This is a genomic window from Streptomyces sp. NPDC092370, from assembly GCF_044755265.1.
Classification (GTDB): domain Bacteria; phylum Actinomycetota; class Actinomycetes; order Streptomycetales; family Streptomycetaceae; genus Streptomyces.
Window position 1 is genome coordinate 247629 of sequence record NZ_JBIVQO010000002.1, and the last position, 15022, is coordinate 262650.

Genomic DNA, 15022 nt, shown 5'->3' on the forward strand with positions numbered 1-15022 from the left:
GGACGGCACCGTCGGACGGGGCACGGTGGTGAGGCACGGTGGCCGGCGGCGCACCGCTGGCGGCGGACCGGGCCGCGGTGGCTGCCGATGGCCGTCGCCTCGAGGGCCGTGGGCACCCTCGTCTTCACCGGGTTCTTCACCGGGCTTCCCGAGTGGACGACGGGGATCGGCATCGTGCTCATCCTGGCCTCGGACCACACGGTGGCCCGGTACGTGATGCGGTGGTCCGCCGGCGAAGGGGCTTCCGGCCGGCTCCCGGTCCCTTTCCTTCAGGCTCTGCAGCCGGCCGAGCCCGCCCACTTTTCTTGGCTTCATCCCTTGACGGCCCGGGTGCGGTGGAGCACATTGGCGGCACTTTGAGAGCGCTCTCAATCCCCTTCCCGAGAGGCCCCCACATGAGCGGAACCTCAAGCACCCCCCGCGGACCCCGTCCCTTCCGGCGGGCGTTCGTCGCCGTCGTCGGCACACTCGGCCTCACGGCGGCCGCCGCCACGGTCGCCACTGACTCGGCCGAGGCCTCCGCGCCACCGCCCCCGCCGGGCTGGACGCAGGTGTTCGCGGACGACTTCAACGGCGCCGCGGGCTCCGGCGTCGACACCTCCAACTGGCAGTACGCGACCGGCAAGGGCTACCCGGGCGGTCCCGCCAACTGGGGCACCGGCGAGATCGAGACGATGACGAACAGCACGGAGAACGTCTCGCTCGACGGCAACGGCAACCTGCGCATCACGCCCCGGCGGGACGCCGCCGGCAACTGGACCTCCGGCCGGATCGAGACCCACCGCACCGACTTCGAGCCCCCGGCCGGCGGCACGCTCCGCGTCGAGTCGCGCATCCAGGTGCCGAACGTCACCGGCGCCGCCGCCAAGGGCTACTGGCCCGCGTTCTGGATGCTGGGGTCCCCCTACCGCGGCGACTACTGGAACTGGCCGGCGGTCGGCGAGCTGGACATCATGGAGAACACCCAGGGCATGAACACGGTGTTCGCCACGATGCACTGCGGCACCTCGCCGGGCGGCCCCTGCAACGAGACCAGCGGCATCGGCGGTTCGACGACCTGCCAGGGCACCTCATGCCAGGCCGGCTTCCACACGTACCGGATGGAGTGGGACCGCTCGACGAGCGTCGAGGAGATCCGCTTCTACCTCGACGGCGTCAACTACCACACGGTGCGCGCCAACCAGGTCGACGCGACGACCTGGAAGAACGCCACCGACCACGGCTTCTTCATCATCCTGAACGTCGCGATGGGCGGCGGTTTCCCCGACGCGTTCGGCGGCGGCCCGGACGCCGGGACGCAGCCCGGCCACGCGATGGTCGTCGACTACGTGCAGGTGCTGTCGTCCGGCGGTGGCACCACGCCTCCCCCGACCGGCGGCCGTGACGCCTACGGCACCATCCAGGCCGAGTCCTACGACGGCCAGTCCGGTGTGATCACCGAGACGACGTCCGACTCCGGCGGCGGCCGGAACGTCGGCGCCCTGGCCAACGGCGACTGGCTGCACTTCAAGGGCGTCGAATTCGGCTCCTCGGCGGCCCGGCAGTTCAGCGCCCGGGTCGCGAGCGGCGCGGCGGGCGGTGTCAGCGGGCTGGTCGAGGTGCGGCTGGACAGCCGGAGCAACGCGCCCGTCGGGAGTTTCTCGGTGGGCAACACCGGGGGCTGGCAGGCCTGGCGGACCGTCCCGGCGAACATCGGCGCCGTGACGGGCACGCACGACGTGTATCTGACCTTCACCAGCGGACAGCCGGCGGACTTCGTGAACGTCAACTGGTTCACCTTCGGGCACTGAGCGCTCACGGCGGGGGGCTCCACGTGCGTGGGGCCCCTTTTCGCTGCGCCGGACCGCCGTCAGCGCAACTCGGCCCGGAACGCCGCCGGAGTCTGCTCCGTGTGCTGGTGGAAGAACTTGGAGAAGTTCGCGGCGTCCGGGAAGCCGACCGCCACGCCGACCCTGCCGATCGGCAACTCGGTGTGGGCGAGCAGCCGTTTGGCCTCCAGGACCACGCGCTTGTCGATGAAGGCCTTGGGCGTGTCACCGGTCGCCGCGCGCACCGCCCGGACCAGGGTGCGGCGGGAGTAGCCGAGCGCGTCGGCATAGGCGCTGACGCTGTGGTTGGTGGCGAAGTCCCGCTCCACGGCGTCCCGGAAGAGGGTGAAGGTGGAGTCGGACCGCTGCCGCAGGGCCTGAGCCGAACTCGCCGCGAGGTGGGCGAGCCGCAGCAGGAACGCCGTCAGCGAGTGGCGCAGGACGGCGGTGTGCAGGGTGAGCGGGAGTGTCGCCGTGTCCTCGTACTCGCGCCGCAGTTGGGCCAGGGCGGCCCGCAGACCGTCGAGTTGGGCCGGGTCCGGGCGCAGCAGCGGCGGCAGGTCGTAGCGGTAGAGGCCGGTGGCCTCCACGGTCGAGCGGGGCAGGAAGCCGGGTTGCATGATCAGCACGGTTCCGCGGTACTCGCTGGTACGCGAGAAGCGGTGGACCTGCCCGGGGCGGATCCACAGCAGGTCCCCGGCCGTGGCCTCGTATTCGGTGAAGTCGACCATGTGCCGGACCGGGCCCGCGCCGAACAGCAGGACGACGTGGAAGTCGATGCGGTGCACACGCTCCAGCGGCGCGTCGACGTGCCAGGTACGGCCGGTGCCCATCGGGCCGACCTGCATGCCGACGCCGCCGACACTGAGCTCGACCGGGAAGGGGAACGTATCGATCCCGTCGCCGCCTTGGATGCTTCTGTCCGCCATGTCCGCCTCGTACCGCCCGCTCGCGTGCCCCGCTGCCCGCGGGTGTCCCACTTTCACCACAGGCTGGCACACGACGACCTTCCGTCGAATAAGTCAGACTTTTAGTTTTGAACACGTCAGACCAGCAGCTTCGCTCCTATCGAGGATTTCTTGAAGATGAGCACGCAGACACCGGACCGCTTCGAATGGACCGAACTCGACCGGCGTGCCGTCGACACCGCCCGTCTTCTGGCGGCGGATGCCGTCCAGCGGGTCGGCAACGGCCATCCCGGTACCGCGATGAGCCTGGCGCCGGCCGCCTACACGATCTTTCAGAAGGTGATGCGGCACGATCCCGCCGATCCCGAGTGGGCCGGTCGTGACCGCTTCGTCCTGTCCCCCGGCCACACCTCGCTGACCCTCTACACGCAGCTCTACCTCGCGGGTTACGAGCTGGAGCTCGACGACCTGGAGGCGTTCCGCACGCACGGCTCCAAGACACCCGGTCATCCCGAGTACGGGCACACGGCGGGCGTGGAGACCACCACCGGCCCGCTCGGCCAGGGCGTCGCGAACGCCGTCGGCATGGCGATGGCAGCCCGCTACGAGCGCGGTCTGTTCGACCCGGACGCCCCCGAGGGCGACTCCCCCTTCGACCACACGATCTGGGCGATCGTCTCCGACGGCGACCTCCAGGAGGGCGTCTCCGCCGAGGCCTCCTCGCTCGCCGGCCACCAGAAGCTCGGCAACCTGGTCTTCCTCTACGACGACAATCACATCTCCATCGAGGGCGACACCGCGACCGCGTTCTCCGAGGACGTGCTGAAGCGCTACGAGGCCTACGGCTGGCACGTGCAGCGGATCGAGCCGCGGGAGGACGGCGACGTCGACGTGCACGCGCTGTACGCGGCGCTGCGGGCGGCTCAGGCCGAGACCGGGCGCCCCTCGATCATCGCGATGCGCACGATCATCGCCTGGCCCGCCCCGAACGCCCGGAACACCGAGGCCTCCCACGGCTCGGCGCTCGGCGAGGACGAGATCGCTGCCACCAAGCGCCTCCTCGGCTTCGACCCGGAGCGGTCCTTCGAGGTCGCGGACGAGGTGCTGGCCCATGCCCGCCGGGCCCTGGACCGGGGCGCCGAGGCGCACAGCGCCTGGGACAAGCGGGTGGCCGCCTGGCGGGGCGAGAACCCGGAGCGGGCCGCCACGTTCGACCGCGTCAGCAAGGGCGAGCTGCCCGAGGGCTGGGAGGACGCCCTGCCGGTGTTCGAGCCGGGCAAGACGGTCGCCACCCGTGCGGCCTCCGGCAAGGTCCTCCAGGCGCTCGGCCCGGTCGTCCCGGAGCTGTGGGGCGGCTCGGCCGACCTGGCCGGCTCCAACAACACCACCATCGACAAGACCAGCTCGTTCCTCCCGGCGGGCAACCCGCTCCCGGAGGCCGACCCGTACGGCCGCACCGTCCACTTCGGCATCCGCGAGTTCTCCATGGCCGCCGAGATGAACGGCATCGCGCTGCACGGCAACACCCGGATCTACGGCGGCACCTTCCTGGTGTTCTCCGACTACATGCGCAACGCGGTGCGGATGTCGGCTCTGATGCAGCTGCCGGTGACCTACGTGTGGACGCACGACTCCATCGGCCTGGGCGAGGACGGCCCGACCCACCAGCCGGTCGAGCACCTGGCGTCACTGCGGGCGATACCGGGCCTGAATGTCGTACGCCCCGCCGACGCCAACGAGACCGCCATCGTCTGGGCCGAGATCCTCAAGCGGCACTCCACCGCCCCGGCCCCGCACGGCCTCGCGCTCACCCGCCAGGGCGTGCCGGCCTACGAGCCGGACCCGCAGGCGGCACGCGGCGGCTACGTGCGGTTCGAGGCGGAGGGCGGCGAGCCGCAGGTCATCCTGATCGCCACCGGTTCCGAGGTCCACGTCGCCGCCGAGGCGCGCGAGCGTCTCCAGGAGGCGGGCGTGCCCACTCGCGTCGTGTCGATGCCGTCCGTGGAGTGGTTCGAGGAGCAGCCGCGCTCGTACCGCGACCGCGTGCTTCCGCCGTCCGTGAAGGCCCGGGTCGCCGTCGAGGCCGGCATCGGCCTGACATGGTACCGGTTCGTCGGGGACGCGGGGCGCATCGTCTCCCTGGAGCACTTCGGTGCATCCGCCGACGCCGGGACCCTCTTCGCCGAGTACGGCTTCACCGCCGAGAACGTCGTCGCCGCCGCGCGGGAATCCCTGTCCGCGGCTCGCGACTGACCGACCGCCCGAAAGAAGATGATCACCGTGACCGAAGCGACCGCGAACGCGGGAGCATTGGAGCGCCTGTCCCACGAGGGCGTGCCGCTCCGGCTGGACGACCTGTCGCGCCGACGGATCGAGTCCGGCAACCTGGCCGAGCTCGTCGCCGACAGGAACGTCGTCGGCGTCACCACCAGCCCCTCCGTCTTCCGGGCCGCCATCGGCTCCGGCGTCGGCTACGAGGAGCAGCTCGCCGACCCGGCGGTGCGCGGCGTGACCGTCGACGAGGCGGTCAGGATGATGACGACCGCCGACGTCCGGGCCGCCGCCGACGTCCTGCGGCCGGTGTACGAGGCCACCGGCGGCCGGGACGGCCGGGTCTCCATCGAGGTCGACCCCCGGCTGGCCCACGACACGATGGCGACCGTCGCCGAGGCCCGGCAGCCGGCCTGGCTGGTGGACCGCCCCCATGTGATGATCGAAATTCCGGCGACGAAGGCGGGCCTGCCGGCGATCACGGACGTGATCGGAGCGGGTATCAGTGTCAATGTGACGCTGATCTTCTCGCTGGAGCGCTACCGCGAGGTGATGGACGCCTGCCTCGCCGGTCTGGAGCGGGCGCGGGCGGCCGGCCTCGACCTGTCGGGGATTCACTCGGTCGCGTCGTTCTTCGTCTCCCGCGTGGACGCCGAGATCGACAAGCGGCTGGCGGTGCTGGGCTGTGACGAGGCGCTCGCCCTGAAGGGCGGGGCGGCCCCGGCCCACGCGCGGCTCGCCCACCAGGCGTACGAACAGGTCATCGCCGGGCCGCGCCGGCAGGCCCTGGCGGATGCCCGCGGGAACCGGCAGCGCCCCCTTTGGGCCTCCACCGGTGTGAAGGACCCCGTCTACGAGGACACCCTGTACGTGGACGAACTGGTCGCCCCCGGCACGGTCGACACCATGCCGGAAGCCACGCTGAACGCCGCCGCCGACCACGGCGACGTCCGGGGCGACACCGTCACCGGCGGTTACGACCGGGCCCGAGCGGACCTGGCGGACGTCGAACGGCTCGGCATTGCATACGACGAGGTGATGCGGCAACTGGAGGACGAGGGCGTGGCCAAGTTCGAGGTGGCCTGGCAGGACCTGCTGGACGCGGTCACCAAGTCCTTGAACGACAAGGGAGTTGACGCGGAATGAGCGAGGGCATCCCCCAGACGGCCGAACAGGAGACCAAGGGGACCAAGGAGGACAAGGAGGCCCGGGTGGCCCAGGAGGCCGCCGGGGTCGAGCAGACCGGGGTGAGCGGCGAGGCACCGCCCGCCCCGCGCACCGACCACGCGGACCCCGACTTCAGCAACCCGCTGCGCGACCCGCGCGACCGCCGTCTGCCCAGGATCGCGGGGCCCTCCGGGCTGGTCATCTTCGGCGTCACCGGCGACCTGTCCCGCAAGAAGCTGATGCCGGCCGTGTACGACCTGGCCAACCGCGGCCTGCTGCCGCCGGGCTTCTCCCTGGTGGGCTTCGCCCGCCGGGACTGGGAGGACCAGGACTTCGCGCAGGTGGTGCACGACGCGGTCCGCGAGCACGCGCGCACCCCGTTCCGCGAGGAGGTCTGGCAGCAGCTCGCCGAGGGCATGCGGTTCATCCCCGGCGACTTCGACGACGACACGGCGTTCAAGCAGCTGCGCGCCGCCGTCGAGGAGCTGGACGCCTCCCGGGGCACCAGCGGCAACTACGCCTTCTACCTCTCGGTGCCGCCGAAGTTCTTCCCCAAGGTCGTCCAACAGCTGAAGAAGCACAAGCTGGCGAGCGCCCCCGAGGGCGCCTGGCGCCGCGCGGTCATCGAGAAGCCCTTCGGGCACGACCTGAGGTCGGCCGAAGAGCTGAACCGCATCGTGCACGATGTGTTCGACCCGGAGCAGGTCTTCCGCATCGACCACTACCTCGGCAAGGAGACCGTCCAGAACCTCCTGGCCCTGCGCTTCGCCAACCAGATGTTCGAACCGATCTGGAACCGGTCGTACGTCGACCACGTGCAGATCACCATGGCCGAGGACATCGGCATCGGCGGCCGGGCCGGCTACTACGACGGCATCGGCGCCGCCCGTGACGTCATCCAGAACCATCTGCTCCAGCTCATGGCGCTCACCGCCATGGAGGAGCCGGCCGCCTTCGACGCCGCCTCGCTGCTCACCGAGAAGCTGAAGGTCCTCAAGGCCGTGCGGCTGCCGCAGGACCTCGGGCAGGGCACCGTGCGCGGGCAGTACGCGGCGGCCTGGCAGGGCGGCACGAAGGTGCGGGGCTACCTGGAGGAGGACGGCATCGACCAGTCCTCCACGACCGACACCTACGCCGCGGTCAGGCTCCAGGTGGACAACCGCCGCTGGGCGGGCGTCCCGTTCTACCTGCGCACCGGCAAGCGGCTCGGCCGCCGGGTGACGGAGATCGCCGTGGTGTTCCAGCGGGCCCCGCACTCCCCCTTCGACTCCACCGCGACCGAGGAGCTGGGATCCAACGCGATCGTCATCCGCGTCCAGCCGGACGAGGGCATGACGGTCCGCTTCGGCTCGAAGGTGCCGGGCACGTCGATGGAGATCCGGGACGTGACGATGGACTTCGCCTACGGCGAGTCCTTCACCGAGTCGAGCCCCGAGGCGTACGAACGGCTGATCCTCGACGTCCTCCTGGGCGACGCCAACCTGTTCCCCCGTCACCAGGAAGTGGAAGAGTCCTGGAAGATCCTCGACCCGATCGAGCAGTACTGGGCCACGCACGGCCGGCCCGCGCAGTACGCCTCGGGCAGCTGGGGACCCGAGGAAGCCGACGAGATGCTCGCACGAGACGGACGGAGCTGGCGCAGGCCATGAAGATCGACCTGACCGATACCACGGCAAGCAAGATCAACAAGGCGCTGGTGCAGGGGCGCCGCGCCATCGGCACGCCTGCCGTGGGCATGGTCCTGACGATGGTGATCGTCACGGACGAGGAGAACGCCTACGACGCGATCAAGGCGGCCGAGGAGGCCTCGCACGAGCACCCCTCGCGCACCCTGGTCGTCATCAAGCGGCACGCCCGTACCCCGCGCGACCGTCAGGCCTCCCGCCTGGACGCCGAGGTCCGGGTGGGCGCCGACGCGGGTACCGGCGAGACGGTGATCCTGCGGACCTACGGCGAGGTGTCCGACCACGCCGACTCGGTGGTGCTGCCGCTGCTGCTGCCGGACGCGCCGGTGGTGGTGTGGTGGCCGATGGATTCCCCGGAGGTGCCCTCGAAGGACCCGCTCGGAGCACTGGCCCAGCGCCGGATCACCGACCTGTACGCCGTCGCCAACCCCCTGGGGATGCTGGAGAGCCGGGTCCGCTCCTACGCGCCCGGTGACACCGATCTCGCCTGGACCCGGCTGACGCCCTGGCGTTCGATGCTGGCGGCGGCGCTGGACCAGGCCCGGGCGCAGATCACCTCGGCGGCCGTGGAGGCCGAGGCCGAGAACCCGGCCGCCGAGCTGCTGGCCCGCTGGCTGGAGGCACGGCTGCACGTCCGGGTCGACCGTGTGGTCACCGCCGGTCCGGTCGTCACGGCCGTGCGCCTGGGCACGGAGAACGGCGAGATCGTCATCGACCGCCCCGAGGGGCCGCTGGCCACGCTGACCCTGCCGGGCCAGCCGTCGCGCACCCTCGCGCTCAAGGTCCGTGCCACCTCCGAACTGATCGCCGAGGAGCTGCGGCGCCTCGACGCGGACGAGATGTACGCCATCGCCCTGAACGGCGAGGCGACCGAGGAGATCCCTGCTCATGTCTGACTCCCCCTCCGGTTCCCCGAGGCTCACCCGGCGCCCCGAGTGGGCCGCCCTGGAGAACCACCGCACGGACGCCCTGTCCCAGCCGGACCTGCGGGAACTGTTCGCCGCGGACCCCGGGCGCGCCGAGCGCTACGTCGTGCGCGTGGGCGACCTGCGCATCGACTACTCCAAGCACCTGATCACCGACGAGACGCTCGCCCTGCTCCAGGAGCTGGCCGCCGCGACCGACGTGTTCGGGCTGCGCGACGCCATGTTCCGCGGTGAGCGGATCAACGTCACCGAGAACCGGGCCGTGCTGCACACCGCGCTGCGCACCCCGCGGGACGCCGTCATCGAGGTCGACGGCGAGAACGTCGTCCCGGGCGTGCACGCCGTGCTGGACAAGATGGCCGCCTTCGCGGACCGGGTGCGCTCGGGTGAATGGACCGGACACACCGGCAAGCCCATCCGCAACGTCGTCAACATCGGCATCGGCGGCTCGGACCTCGGCCCGGCGATGGCCTACGAGGCGCTGCGGCCGTTCACCGATCGGGAACTGACGTTCCGCTTCGTGTCGAACGTGGACGGCTCCGACCTGCACGAGGCCACCCGCGACCTGGATCCGGCACAGACGCTGTTCATCGTCGCCTCCAAGACCTTCACCACGATCGAGACGATCACCAACGCCACCTCGGCGCGCTCCTGGCTGCTGGAGGGCCTCGGGGGTGATGAGAAGGCGGTGGCCAAGCACTTCGTCGCGCTGTCGACGAACGCCGAGAAGGTCGCCGGCTTCGGCATCGACGTCGACAACATGTTCGAGTTCTGGGACTGGGTCGGCGGCCGCTACTCGTACGACTCCGCGATCGGGCTGTCCCTGATGATCGCGATCGGCCCGGACCGCTTCCGGGAGATGCTCGACGGCTTCCGGATCGTCGACGAGCACTTCCGCAACGCCCCCGCGGAGGCCAACGCCCCGCTGATCATGGGCCTGCTGGGCATCTGGTACGGCAACTTCCACGACGCCCAGTCGCACGCGGTGCTGCCCTACAGCCACTACCTGTCGAAGTTCACCGCCTATCTCCAGCAGCTCGACATGGAGTCCAACGGCAAGTCGGTGGACCGCGACGGCCACCCCGTCCAGTGGCAGACCGGGCCGGTGGTGTGGGGCACGCCGGGCACCAACGGGCAGCACGCCTACTACCAGTTGATCCACCAGGGCACCAAGCTCATCCCGGCGGACCTGATCGGCTTCGCCCGGCCCGTCGCCGAGCTGAGCGACGAGCTGAAGGCGCAGCACGACCTGCTGATGGCCAACCTGTTCGCGCAGGGGCAGGCGCTCGCCTTCGGCAAGACCGCCGAGGAGGTGCGTGCGGAGGGCGTGCCCGAGGAACAGGTTCCGCACCGCACCTTCCGGGGCAACCACCCCACCACGACGATCCTGGCCACCGAACTGACCCCGTCGGTCCTCGGCCAGCTCGTCGCCCTCTACGAGCACAAGGTGTTCGTGCAGGGCGCCGTCTGGAACATCGACTCCTTCGACCAGTGGGGCGTGGAGCTGGGCAAGGTCCTCGCCAAACGCGTCGAGCCCGCTCTGACCGAGGGCGCGGACGTCCCCGGTCTCGACCCGTCCACGGCCGCGCTGGTGGCCACCTACCGCAATCTCCGGGAAGTGAACTGACATGCAGATCGGTCTTGTGGGTCTCGGCAAGATGGGCGGCAACATGCGCGAGCGCCTGCGCAACGCCGGCCACACCGTCATCGGATACGACACCAACCCCGAGAAGTCCGACGCCAACAGTCTGGCCGACCTCGTCAACCAGCTGGACGCACCCCGCACGGTCTGGGTCATGGTCCCGGCCGGCGAGCCCACCCAGCACGTCATCGACCAGCTCGCGGGCCTGTTGAAGCCGTACGACACGGTGGTCGACGGCGGCAACTCCCGCTGGACGGACGACGAGAAGCACGCCGAGGAGCTGAGCAAGCGCGGCATCGGCTTCGTCGACGCGGGTGTCTCCGGCGGCGTGTGGGGCCTGAAGAACGGTTACGCCCTGATGGTCGGCGGCGAGAAGGAGTACGTCGACCGGCTGCTGCCGATCTTCGAGGCGCTCAAGCCGGAGGGCCCGTACGGCTTCGTCCACGCCGGCAAGGTCGGCGCCGGGCACTTCGCCAAGATGGTCCACAACGGCATCGAGTACGCGATGATGCAGGCCTACGCCGAGGGCTGGGAACTGCTGGAGGCCGTGGACTCGGTGGACAACGTCCGCGAGGTGTTCCGCTCCTGGCAGGACGGCACCGTCATCCGCTCCTGGCTGCTGGACCTGGCGGTGGACGCCCTCGACGAGGACGAGCACCTGGAGGAGCTCCGGGGCTACGCACAGGACTCCGGCGAGGGACGCTGGACGGTGGAGGCCGCGATCGACAACTCCGTGCCGCTGCCCGCGATCACCGCCTCCCTCTACTCCCGGTTCGCCTCCCGGCAGGACGACTCGCCGCAGATGAAGATGATCGCGGCGCTGCGCAACCAGTTCGGCGGCCACGCCGTCGAGTCCGCGAAGAAGGCGTAGGACGTGGGTGATCTGCTGCTGGTCCGCCACGGCGAGACGGAGTGGAGCCGGAGCGGACAGCACACCAGCTTCACGGACCTGCCCCTCACCCCGAACGGTGAGGAACAGGCCAAGTCGCTCGCCCCGCTCCTCGCGGACCGCTCCTTCGCGCTGGTCCTCACCAGCCCGCTCGCCCGCGCGGTGCGCACCGCCGAACTCGCCGGCCTGACGGGGGCCGTGCGGGAGGCGGACCTGCACGAGTGGTACTACGGCGCCTACGAAGGCGTCACCACCGAGGAGATACACCGCACCCGCCCCGACTGGGACCTGTGGACCGACGGAGGCCCGCCCGGCCCCGACGGCGAACCGGGCGAATCCCCCGAGGAGGTCGGCGAGCGGGCCGACCGGGTCCTGGCCCGGGCGGCGAAGGCGCTGCCCGAGGGCGACGTGATGCTGATGGCCCACGGCCACTTCCTCCGCGTCGTGACGGCCCGCCGGCTGGGTCTGTCCCCGGCGGAGGGGCGGCTGTTCCGGCTGGAGACCGGCACGGTCTGCCGGCTGTCGACCGAACACGGCCGGCCCGTGATCGCGGAGTGGAACACCAGGGCGTAACAGGCCCCGGCCGGAGGCGGGTTGACAGCCTCCGGCCGGGGGCGCCAGAGTCCCCGCTGATGGAGATCGACAACATGACGCCCGCCGAGGAGCGGGTGTGGCGCGCCTTCGCGCGCGGGGAGGACGTCGACTTACGGGGACCGGCGGACGAGGATCCCGCGCGCGGCGCCGACTGGGGCCCCGAACGGACCCTGCGGGCGACCGTGGTGCGGGCCCTGCTGCTCAGCGCCCCGCAGGAGGACGGGGAGACGGCCGCCCTCAGACTGGCCGGCGCGCGGATCACCGGGGCGCTGAACCTCCAGTACGCCGACGTCGACCACGCCGTGCGCCTCAGCGACTGTTTCTTCGAGGACGTGCCCGTCCTGTACGCGGCGCGGCTGCGCCAGCTGAACCTGCGCGGCTCCGCCCTGCCCGGCCTGGACGCCGCCACCCTGCGCGTGGAGGGCGTGCTGCGCATGTCCGGCTGCCTGTTCGAGGGGCCCGTGCGGCTCGGCGGCGCGCAGATCTCCGGCGCGCTGTTCATGGACGGTGCCGCCATCGACGAACCGCCCTCCGGCCAGCCCGCGCTCCAGCTCAACCACGTGACCGTCGGGGACGGCCTGTCGGCGCCGGGTCTGCGGACGCGCGGTGAGGTGCGGCTGACGGGCGCGTCGGTCGCCGGCACCGTCGACCTCAACGGCGCGCGGCTGGAGGCGGGTGCCGGAGAGGTCGCCCTCGACGCGGAGACGCTCACGGTGGACGGCGACGCCCTGCTGCGCGACGCGGACGTCCTGGGCTGGATCGGACTGCGCGGCGCCCGGATCGCGGGCCGGCTCGACCTGTCGCACGCCCGCCTGGCGAACCCCGGTGACGCGGCGCTGCGGGCCAGCAGCTGCGCCATAGGGGAACTCTGGCTGCGCAAGAGCCCTCCCATGGCCGGCACCCTCAACCTGCGCCGTGCCCAGCTGGACGTGCTCTTCCTGGAGCCGGAGGTCGTCCCGGAGGAGGTCCTGCTCAACAGTCTCGTCTACACCTCCCTCACCCCGCACGAGCCCGCCGAGCGGCGCCTGGTGATGCTGGAGCGGGACGGCGAGGGCTATGTCCCGCACGCCTACGAGCAGTTGACCGCCGCCTACCGCAGGATCGGCGACGATCCCGCCGCCCGCCTCGTCCAGCTCGCCAAGCAGCGCCGCCGGCGCGGCACCCTGGCCTGGTACGGCCGGCTGTGGGGCCATGTGCAGGACGCCACCGTCGGCTACGGCTTCCGCCCCCTGCGGGCCGCGGGCTGGCTGGTGTCGCTGCTGGTGATCGGCTCCCTCGCCTACGCCCTGCACCATCCCGAGCCGCTCAAGGCGGACGAGGCCCCCCGGTTCAACCCGGTCTTCTACACCCTCGACCTGCTGCTGCCGGTGATCTCGTTCGGCCAGGAGGCCGCGTTCGCCCCCACCGGCTGGTACCAGTGGCTCTCCTACGCCCTCGTGCTCACGGGCTGGATCCTCGCCACCACCGTCGTCACCGGCATCACCCGGACCGTCAGCCGCCAGTGAGCGCCCGCACCGCGTGCCGCGCGGCCGGCCGCACCGGGGCGTCGGCGGCGCCGTAGCCCCGGTAACCGCCGTCGCGCTGAGCCGGCTCGGGCAGGACCCGGCCGACGGTGCGGGTGCAGCGGTGGCGGAAGACGCCGTGGACGTCGCGGTCTCGGAGAATGCCGAGGGCGCGGTAGGTCTCCAGCCCACCGCGGCGAGGTCGTCGTGGTAGTTCGCCGGGACGCGGGCAGCAGGCTGCCGCCCGCGGTCCGGAAGCGGCGCGCGGCGGCGACCCCACGGCGTCGGTTGCCAGGGCGATGTGCTGAGCGTGGACGGGGACGTCGGTGGGCGCGGCGCCGACGGTGAGGGCGGATCCGGACTTTGCCGTCGGGGTGGTGACGGCGCGGCTGCGCGTCGGTCCGTAGGGGTCGGCAACGGTGACGCTCTCCTGGACACCCACAGCCCGCAGTGGACCAGGACGGCGGGCAGAGGCAGGCCCGGATGGGCTGCCATGCCGGTGGGTGTGGCGTGGACGATGCCGTCGGCGTGCGCGAACGGCTCGGCCCGCCGGTCCGGCGAGGCGGCGAGCGCACGACCCGCCCCGGACATCCGGTTCCGTGCTCCGGCCAGGACTGCGGCCCGCTCGGGCAGGGCGTCGACGACGGTGGCCCTCCCGGCGCCGAGGGGTGAGCACGGCGTGGGCTCCGGCGTCCAGCTGCCCGACCCGCTCCAGCGGCGCGTCGGGCAGCCCGCACGAAGGGCGCGGCGACACCGGTGACGTCCGTGGTGTGGCCGACGGCCCGGCCGCCCTCGAGACTCATGTACGAACCAGTACGTTGGTCATGCCGGCCGAGCACGGGCCCAGGAAGACCCACCGGAGGCCCCCCGTGCTTCTGGAATCACCGGCACCGGCCCCTGCCCGAAGGAACCTGATGACCAGCGTCGAAGAACCGGCACGACCTGGCGAACGCATCCGTGACGCCGCCCGCACCCGGGCCGAGATCCTCGACGTCGCCACCCGGGAGTTCGCGCGGGCCGGCTTCGACGGGGCCCGGGTGGACGAGATCGCCGCCCGCACCTCCACCACGAAGCGGATGATCTACTACTACTTCGGCGGCAAGGAACAGCTGTTCACGGCCGTACTGGAGCGGGCGTACGGCGTGATCCGGGAAGCCGAGCAGCACCTCGACGTCGACCATTCGGACCCGGTCGCGGCCATCCGGCGGCTCGTCGAGGTGACCTTCGACCACCACGAACAGCACCCCGACTTCATTCGCCTGGTCAGCATCGAGAACATCCACGAGGCGCACCACATCGCCGGCTCCGAGAAGCTCGGGAAGATCGGCTCCCCCGCCCTGGACGTGATCCGCCGGATCCTGGCGTCGGGTCGCGAGTCGGGCCTGTTCACAGCCGACGTCGACGCCGTCGACCTGCACGCGATGATCTCCTCGTTCTGCTTCTTCCGGGTCTCCAACCGGCACACCTTCGGCGCGCTGTTCGGTCGCGACCTGCTCGACCGGGCGCAGCGCGCGCACCACCGCGCCATGCTGGGCGACATGGTGATCGCGTACCTGACGTCGGAGCGGACGGCGCACTGAACGCCCGGGACGGAACCCCCTGACTCCGGCGCACCCGCCCCCCGCTGCCC

The 15022-nt window shown here is 71.4% G+C and carries 12 protein-coding genes and 1 pseudogene; 10 read left to right on the plus strand and 3 right to left on the minus strand.

Annotated elements, in window-relative coordinates:
- Positions 1 to 395: 395 nt before the first annotated feature.
- Complete coding sequence (locus tag ACIQHQ_RS07740; RefSeq protein WP_402610833.1) at positions 396 to 1790, plus strand: glycoside hydrolase family 16 protein; 1395 nt, start codon at positions 396 to 398, stop codon at positions 1788 to 1790.
- 59 nt (positions 1791 to 1849) lie between these two features.
- Here the strand turns inward: ACIQHQ_RS07740 and ACIQHQ_RS07745 are convergent, their stop codons facing one another.
- Positions 1850 to 2737: a helix-turn-helix domain-containing protein gene (locus ACIQHQ_RS07745; RefSeq protein ID WP_402610834.1), complete on the minus strand. Its 888-nt coding sequence runs from the start codon at positions 2735 to 2737 to the stop codon at positions 1850 to 1852.
- Between the two features lie 156 nt (positions 2738 to 2893).
- Between ACIQHQ_RS07745 and tkt the strand changes: the two genes are divergently transcribed.
- The 8 genes from tkt to ACIQHQ_RS07785 are packed head-to-tail and all read left to right on the plus strand — an operon-like array spanning position 2894 to position 13395.
- Complete coding sequence (gene tkt / locus ACIQHQ_RS07750) at positions 2894 to 4969, plus strand: transketolase (RefSeq protein ID WP_402610835.1); 2076 nt, start codon at positions 2894 to 2896, stop codon at positions 4967 to 4969.
- Between the two features lie 18 nt (positions 4970 to 4987).
- Positions 4988 to 6133: a transaldolase gene (gene tal / locus ACIQHQ_RS07755; RefSeq protein WP_402610836.1), complete on the plus strand. Its 1146-nt coding sequence runs from the start codon at positions 4988 to 4990 to the stop codon at positions 6131 to 6133.
- Positions 6130 to 7803 (plus strand): glucose-6-phosphate dehydrogenase, encoded by a 1674-nt coding sequence (zwf, locus tag ACIQHQ_RS07760; RefSeq protein ID WP_402610837.1) that lies wholly within the window; start codon positions 6130 to 6132, stop codon positions 7801 to 7803. Before tal ends, zwf begins: the two co-directional genes overlap by 4 nt.
- Positions 7800 to 8735: a glucose-6-phosphate dehydrogenase assembly protein OpcA gene (gene opcA / locus ACIQHQ_RS07765; RefSeq protein WP_402610838.1), complete on the plus strand. Its 936-nt coding sequence runs from the start codon at positions 7800 to 7802 to the stop codon at positions 8733 to 8735. Before zwf ends, opcA begins: the two co-directional genes overlap by 4 nt.
- Positions 8728 to 10392, plus strand: coding sequence for a glucose-6-phosphate isomerase (gene pgi / locus ACIQHQ_RS07770; protein ID WP_402610839.1), 1665 nt, complete (start codon positions 8728 to 8730; stop codon positions 10390 to 10392). The genes opcA and pgi overlap by 8 nt, the downstream gene beginning before the upstream one ends.
- A 1-nt stretch (position 10393) precedes the next feature.
- Entirely contained in the window at positions 10394 to 11278 is an 885-nt protein-coding gene (gnd, locus tag ACIQHQ_RS07775; protein ID WP_402610840.1) for a phosphogluconate dehydrogenase (NAD(+)-dependent, decarboxylating), read from the plus strand.
- Positions 11279 to 11281: 3 nt separating this feature from the next.
- Positions 11282 to 11869 (plus strand): histidine phosphatase family protein, encoded by a 588-nt coding sequence (locus ACIQHQ_RS07780; protein WP_402610841.1) that lies wholly within the window; start codon positions 11282 to 11284, stop codon positions 11867 to 11869.
- Between the two features lie 59 nt (positions 11870 to 11928).
- Entirely contained in the window at positions 11929 to 13395 is a 1467-nt protein-coding gene (locus ACIQHQ_RS07785) for a membrane-associated oxidoreductase (protein ID WP_402610842.1), read from the plus strand.
- On the opposite strand, the gene ACIQHQ_RS07790 is transcribed toward ACIQHQ_RS07785, so the two are convergent.
- Together ACIQHQ_RS07790 and ACIQHQ_RS07795 are read right to left on the minus strand one after the other, a co-directional pair.
- Complete coding sequence (locus tag ACIQHQ_RS07790; RefSeq protein WP_402610843.1) at positions 13382 to 13834, minus strand: hypothetical protein; 453 nt, start codon at positions 13832 to 13834, stop codon at positions 13382 to 13384. The two genes, ACIQHQ_RS07785 and ACIQHQ_RS07790, sit on opposite strands and share 14 nt — an antisense overlap.
- Positions 13777 to 14186, minus strand: a pseudogene (locus ACIQHQ_RS07795) (shikimate dehydrogenase); the annotation flags it as partial. The gene ACIQHQ_RS07790 and the pseudogene ACIQHQ_RS07795, both read right to left, overlap by 58 nt.
- A gap of 120 nt (positions 14187 to 14306) precedes the next feature.
- Between ACIQHQ_RS07795 and ACIQHQ_RS07800 the strand changes: the two are divergent.
- Complete coding sequence (locus ACIQHQ_RS07800) at positions 14307 to 14972, plus strand: TetR family transcriptional regulator (protein WP_402610844.1); 666 nt, start codon at positions 14307 to 14309, stop codon at positions 14970 to 14972.
- The last annotated feature ends 50 nt before the right edge of the window (positions 14973 to 15022 follow it).

What these genes read in the sequence shown, in the direction of transcription:
- ACIQHQ_RS07740 (WP_402610833.1), top strand. Translation starts at nt 396, where the DNA reads ATGAGCGGAACCTCAAGCACCCCCCGCGGACCCCGTCCCTTCCGGCGG.
- ACIQHQ_RS07745 (WP_402610834.1), bottom strand. Translation starts at nt 2,737, where the DNA reads ATGGCGGACAGAAGCATCCAAGGCGGCGACGGGATCGATACGTTCCCC.
- tkt (WP_402610835.1), top strand. Translation starts at nt 2,894, where the DNA reads ATGAGCACGCAGACACCGGACCGCTTCGAATGGACCGAACTCGACCGG.
- tal (WP_402610836.1), top strand. Translation starts at nt 4,988, where the DNA reads ATGATCACCGTGACCGAAGCGACCGCGAACGCGGGAGCATTGGAGCGC.
- zwf (WP_402610837.1), top strand. Translation starts at nt 6,130, where the DNA reads ATGAGCGAGGGCATCCCCCAGACGGCCGAACAGGAGACCAAGGGGACC.
- opcA (WP_402610838.1), top strand. Translation starts at nt 7,800, where the DNA reads ATGAAGATCGACCTGACCGATACCACGGCAAGCAAGATCAACAAGGCG.
- pgi (WP_402610839.1), top strand. Translation starts at nt 8,728, where the DNA reads ATGTCTGACTCCCCCTCCGGTTCCCCGAGGCTCACCCGGCGCCCCGAG.
- gnd (WP_402610840.1), top strand. Translation starts at nt 10,394, where the DNA reads ATGCAGATCGGTCTTGTGGGTCTCGGCAAGATGGGCGGCAACATGCGC.
- ACIQHQ_RS07785 (WP_402610842.1), top strand. Translation starts at nt 11,929, where the DNA reads ATGGAGATCGACAACATGACGCCCGCCGAGGAGCGGGTGTGGCGCGCC.
- ACIQHQ_RS07800 (WP_402610844.1), top strand. Translation starts at nt 14,307, where the DNA reads ATGACCAGCGTCGAAGAACCGGCACGACCTGGCGAACGCATCCGTGAC.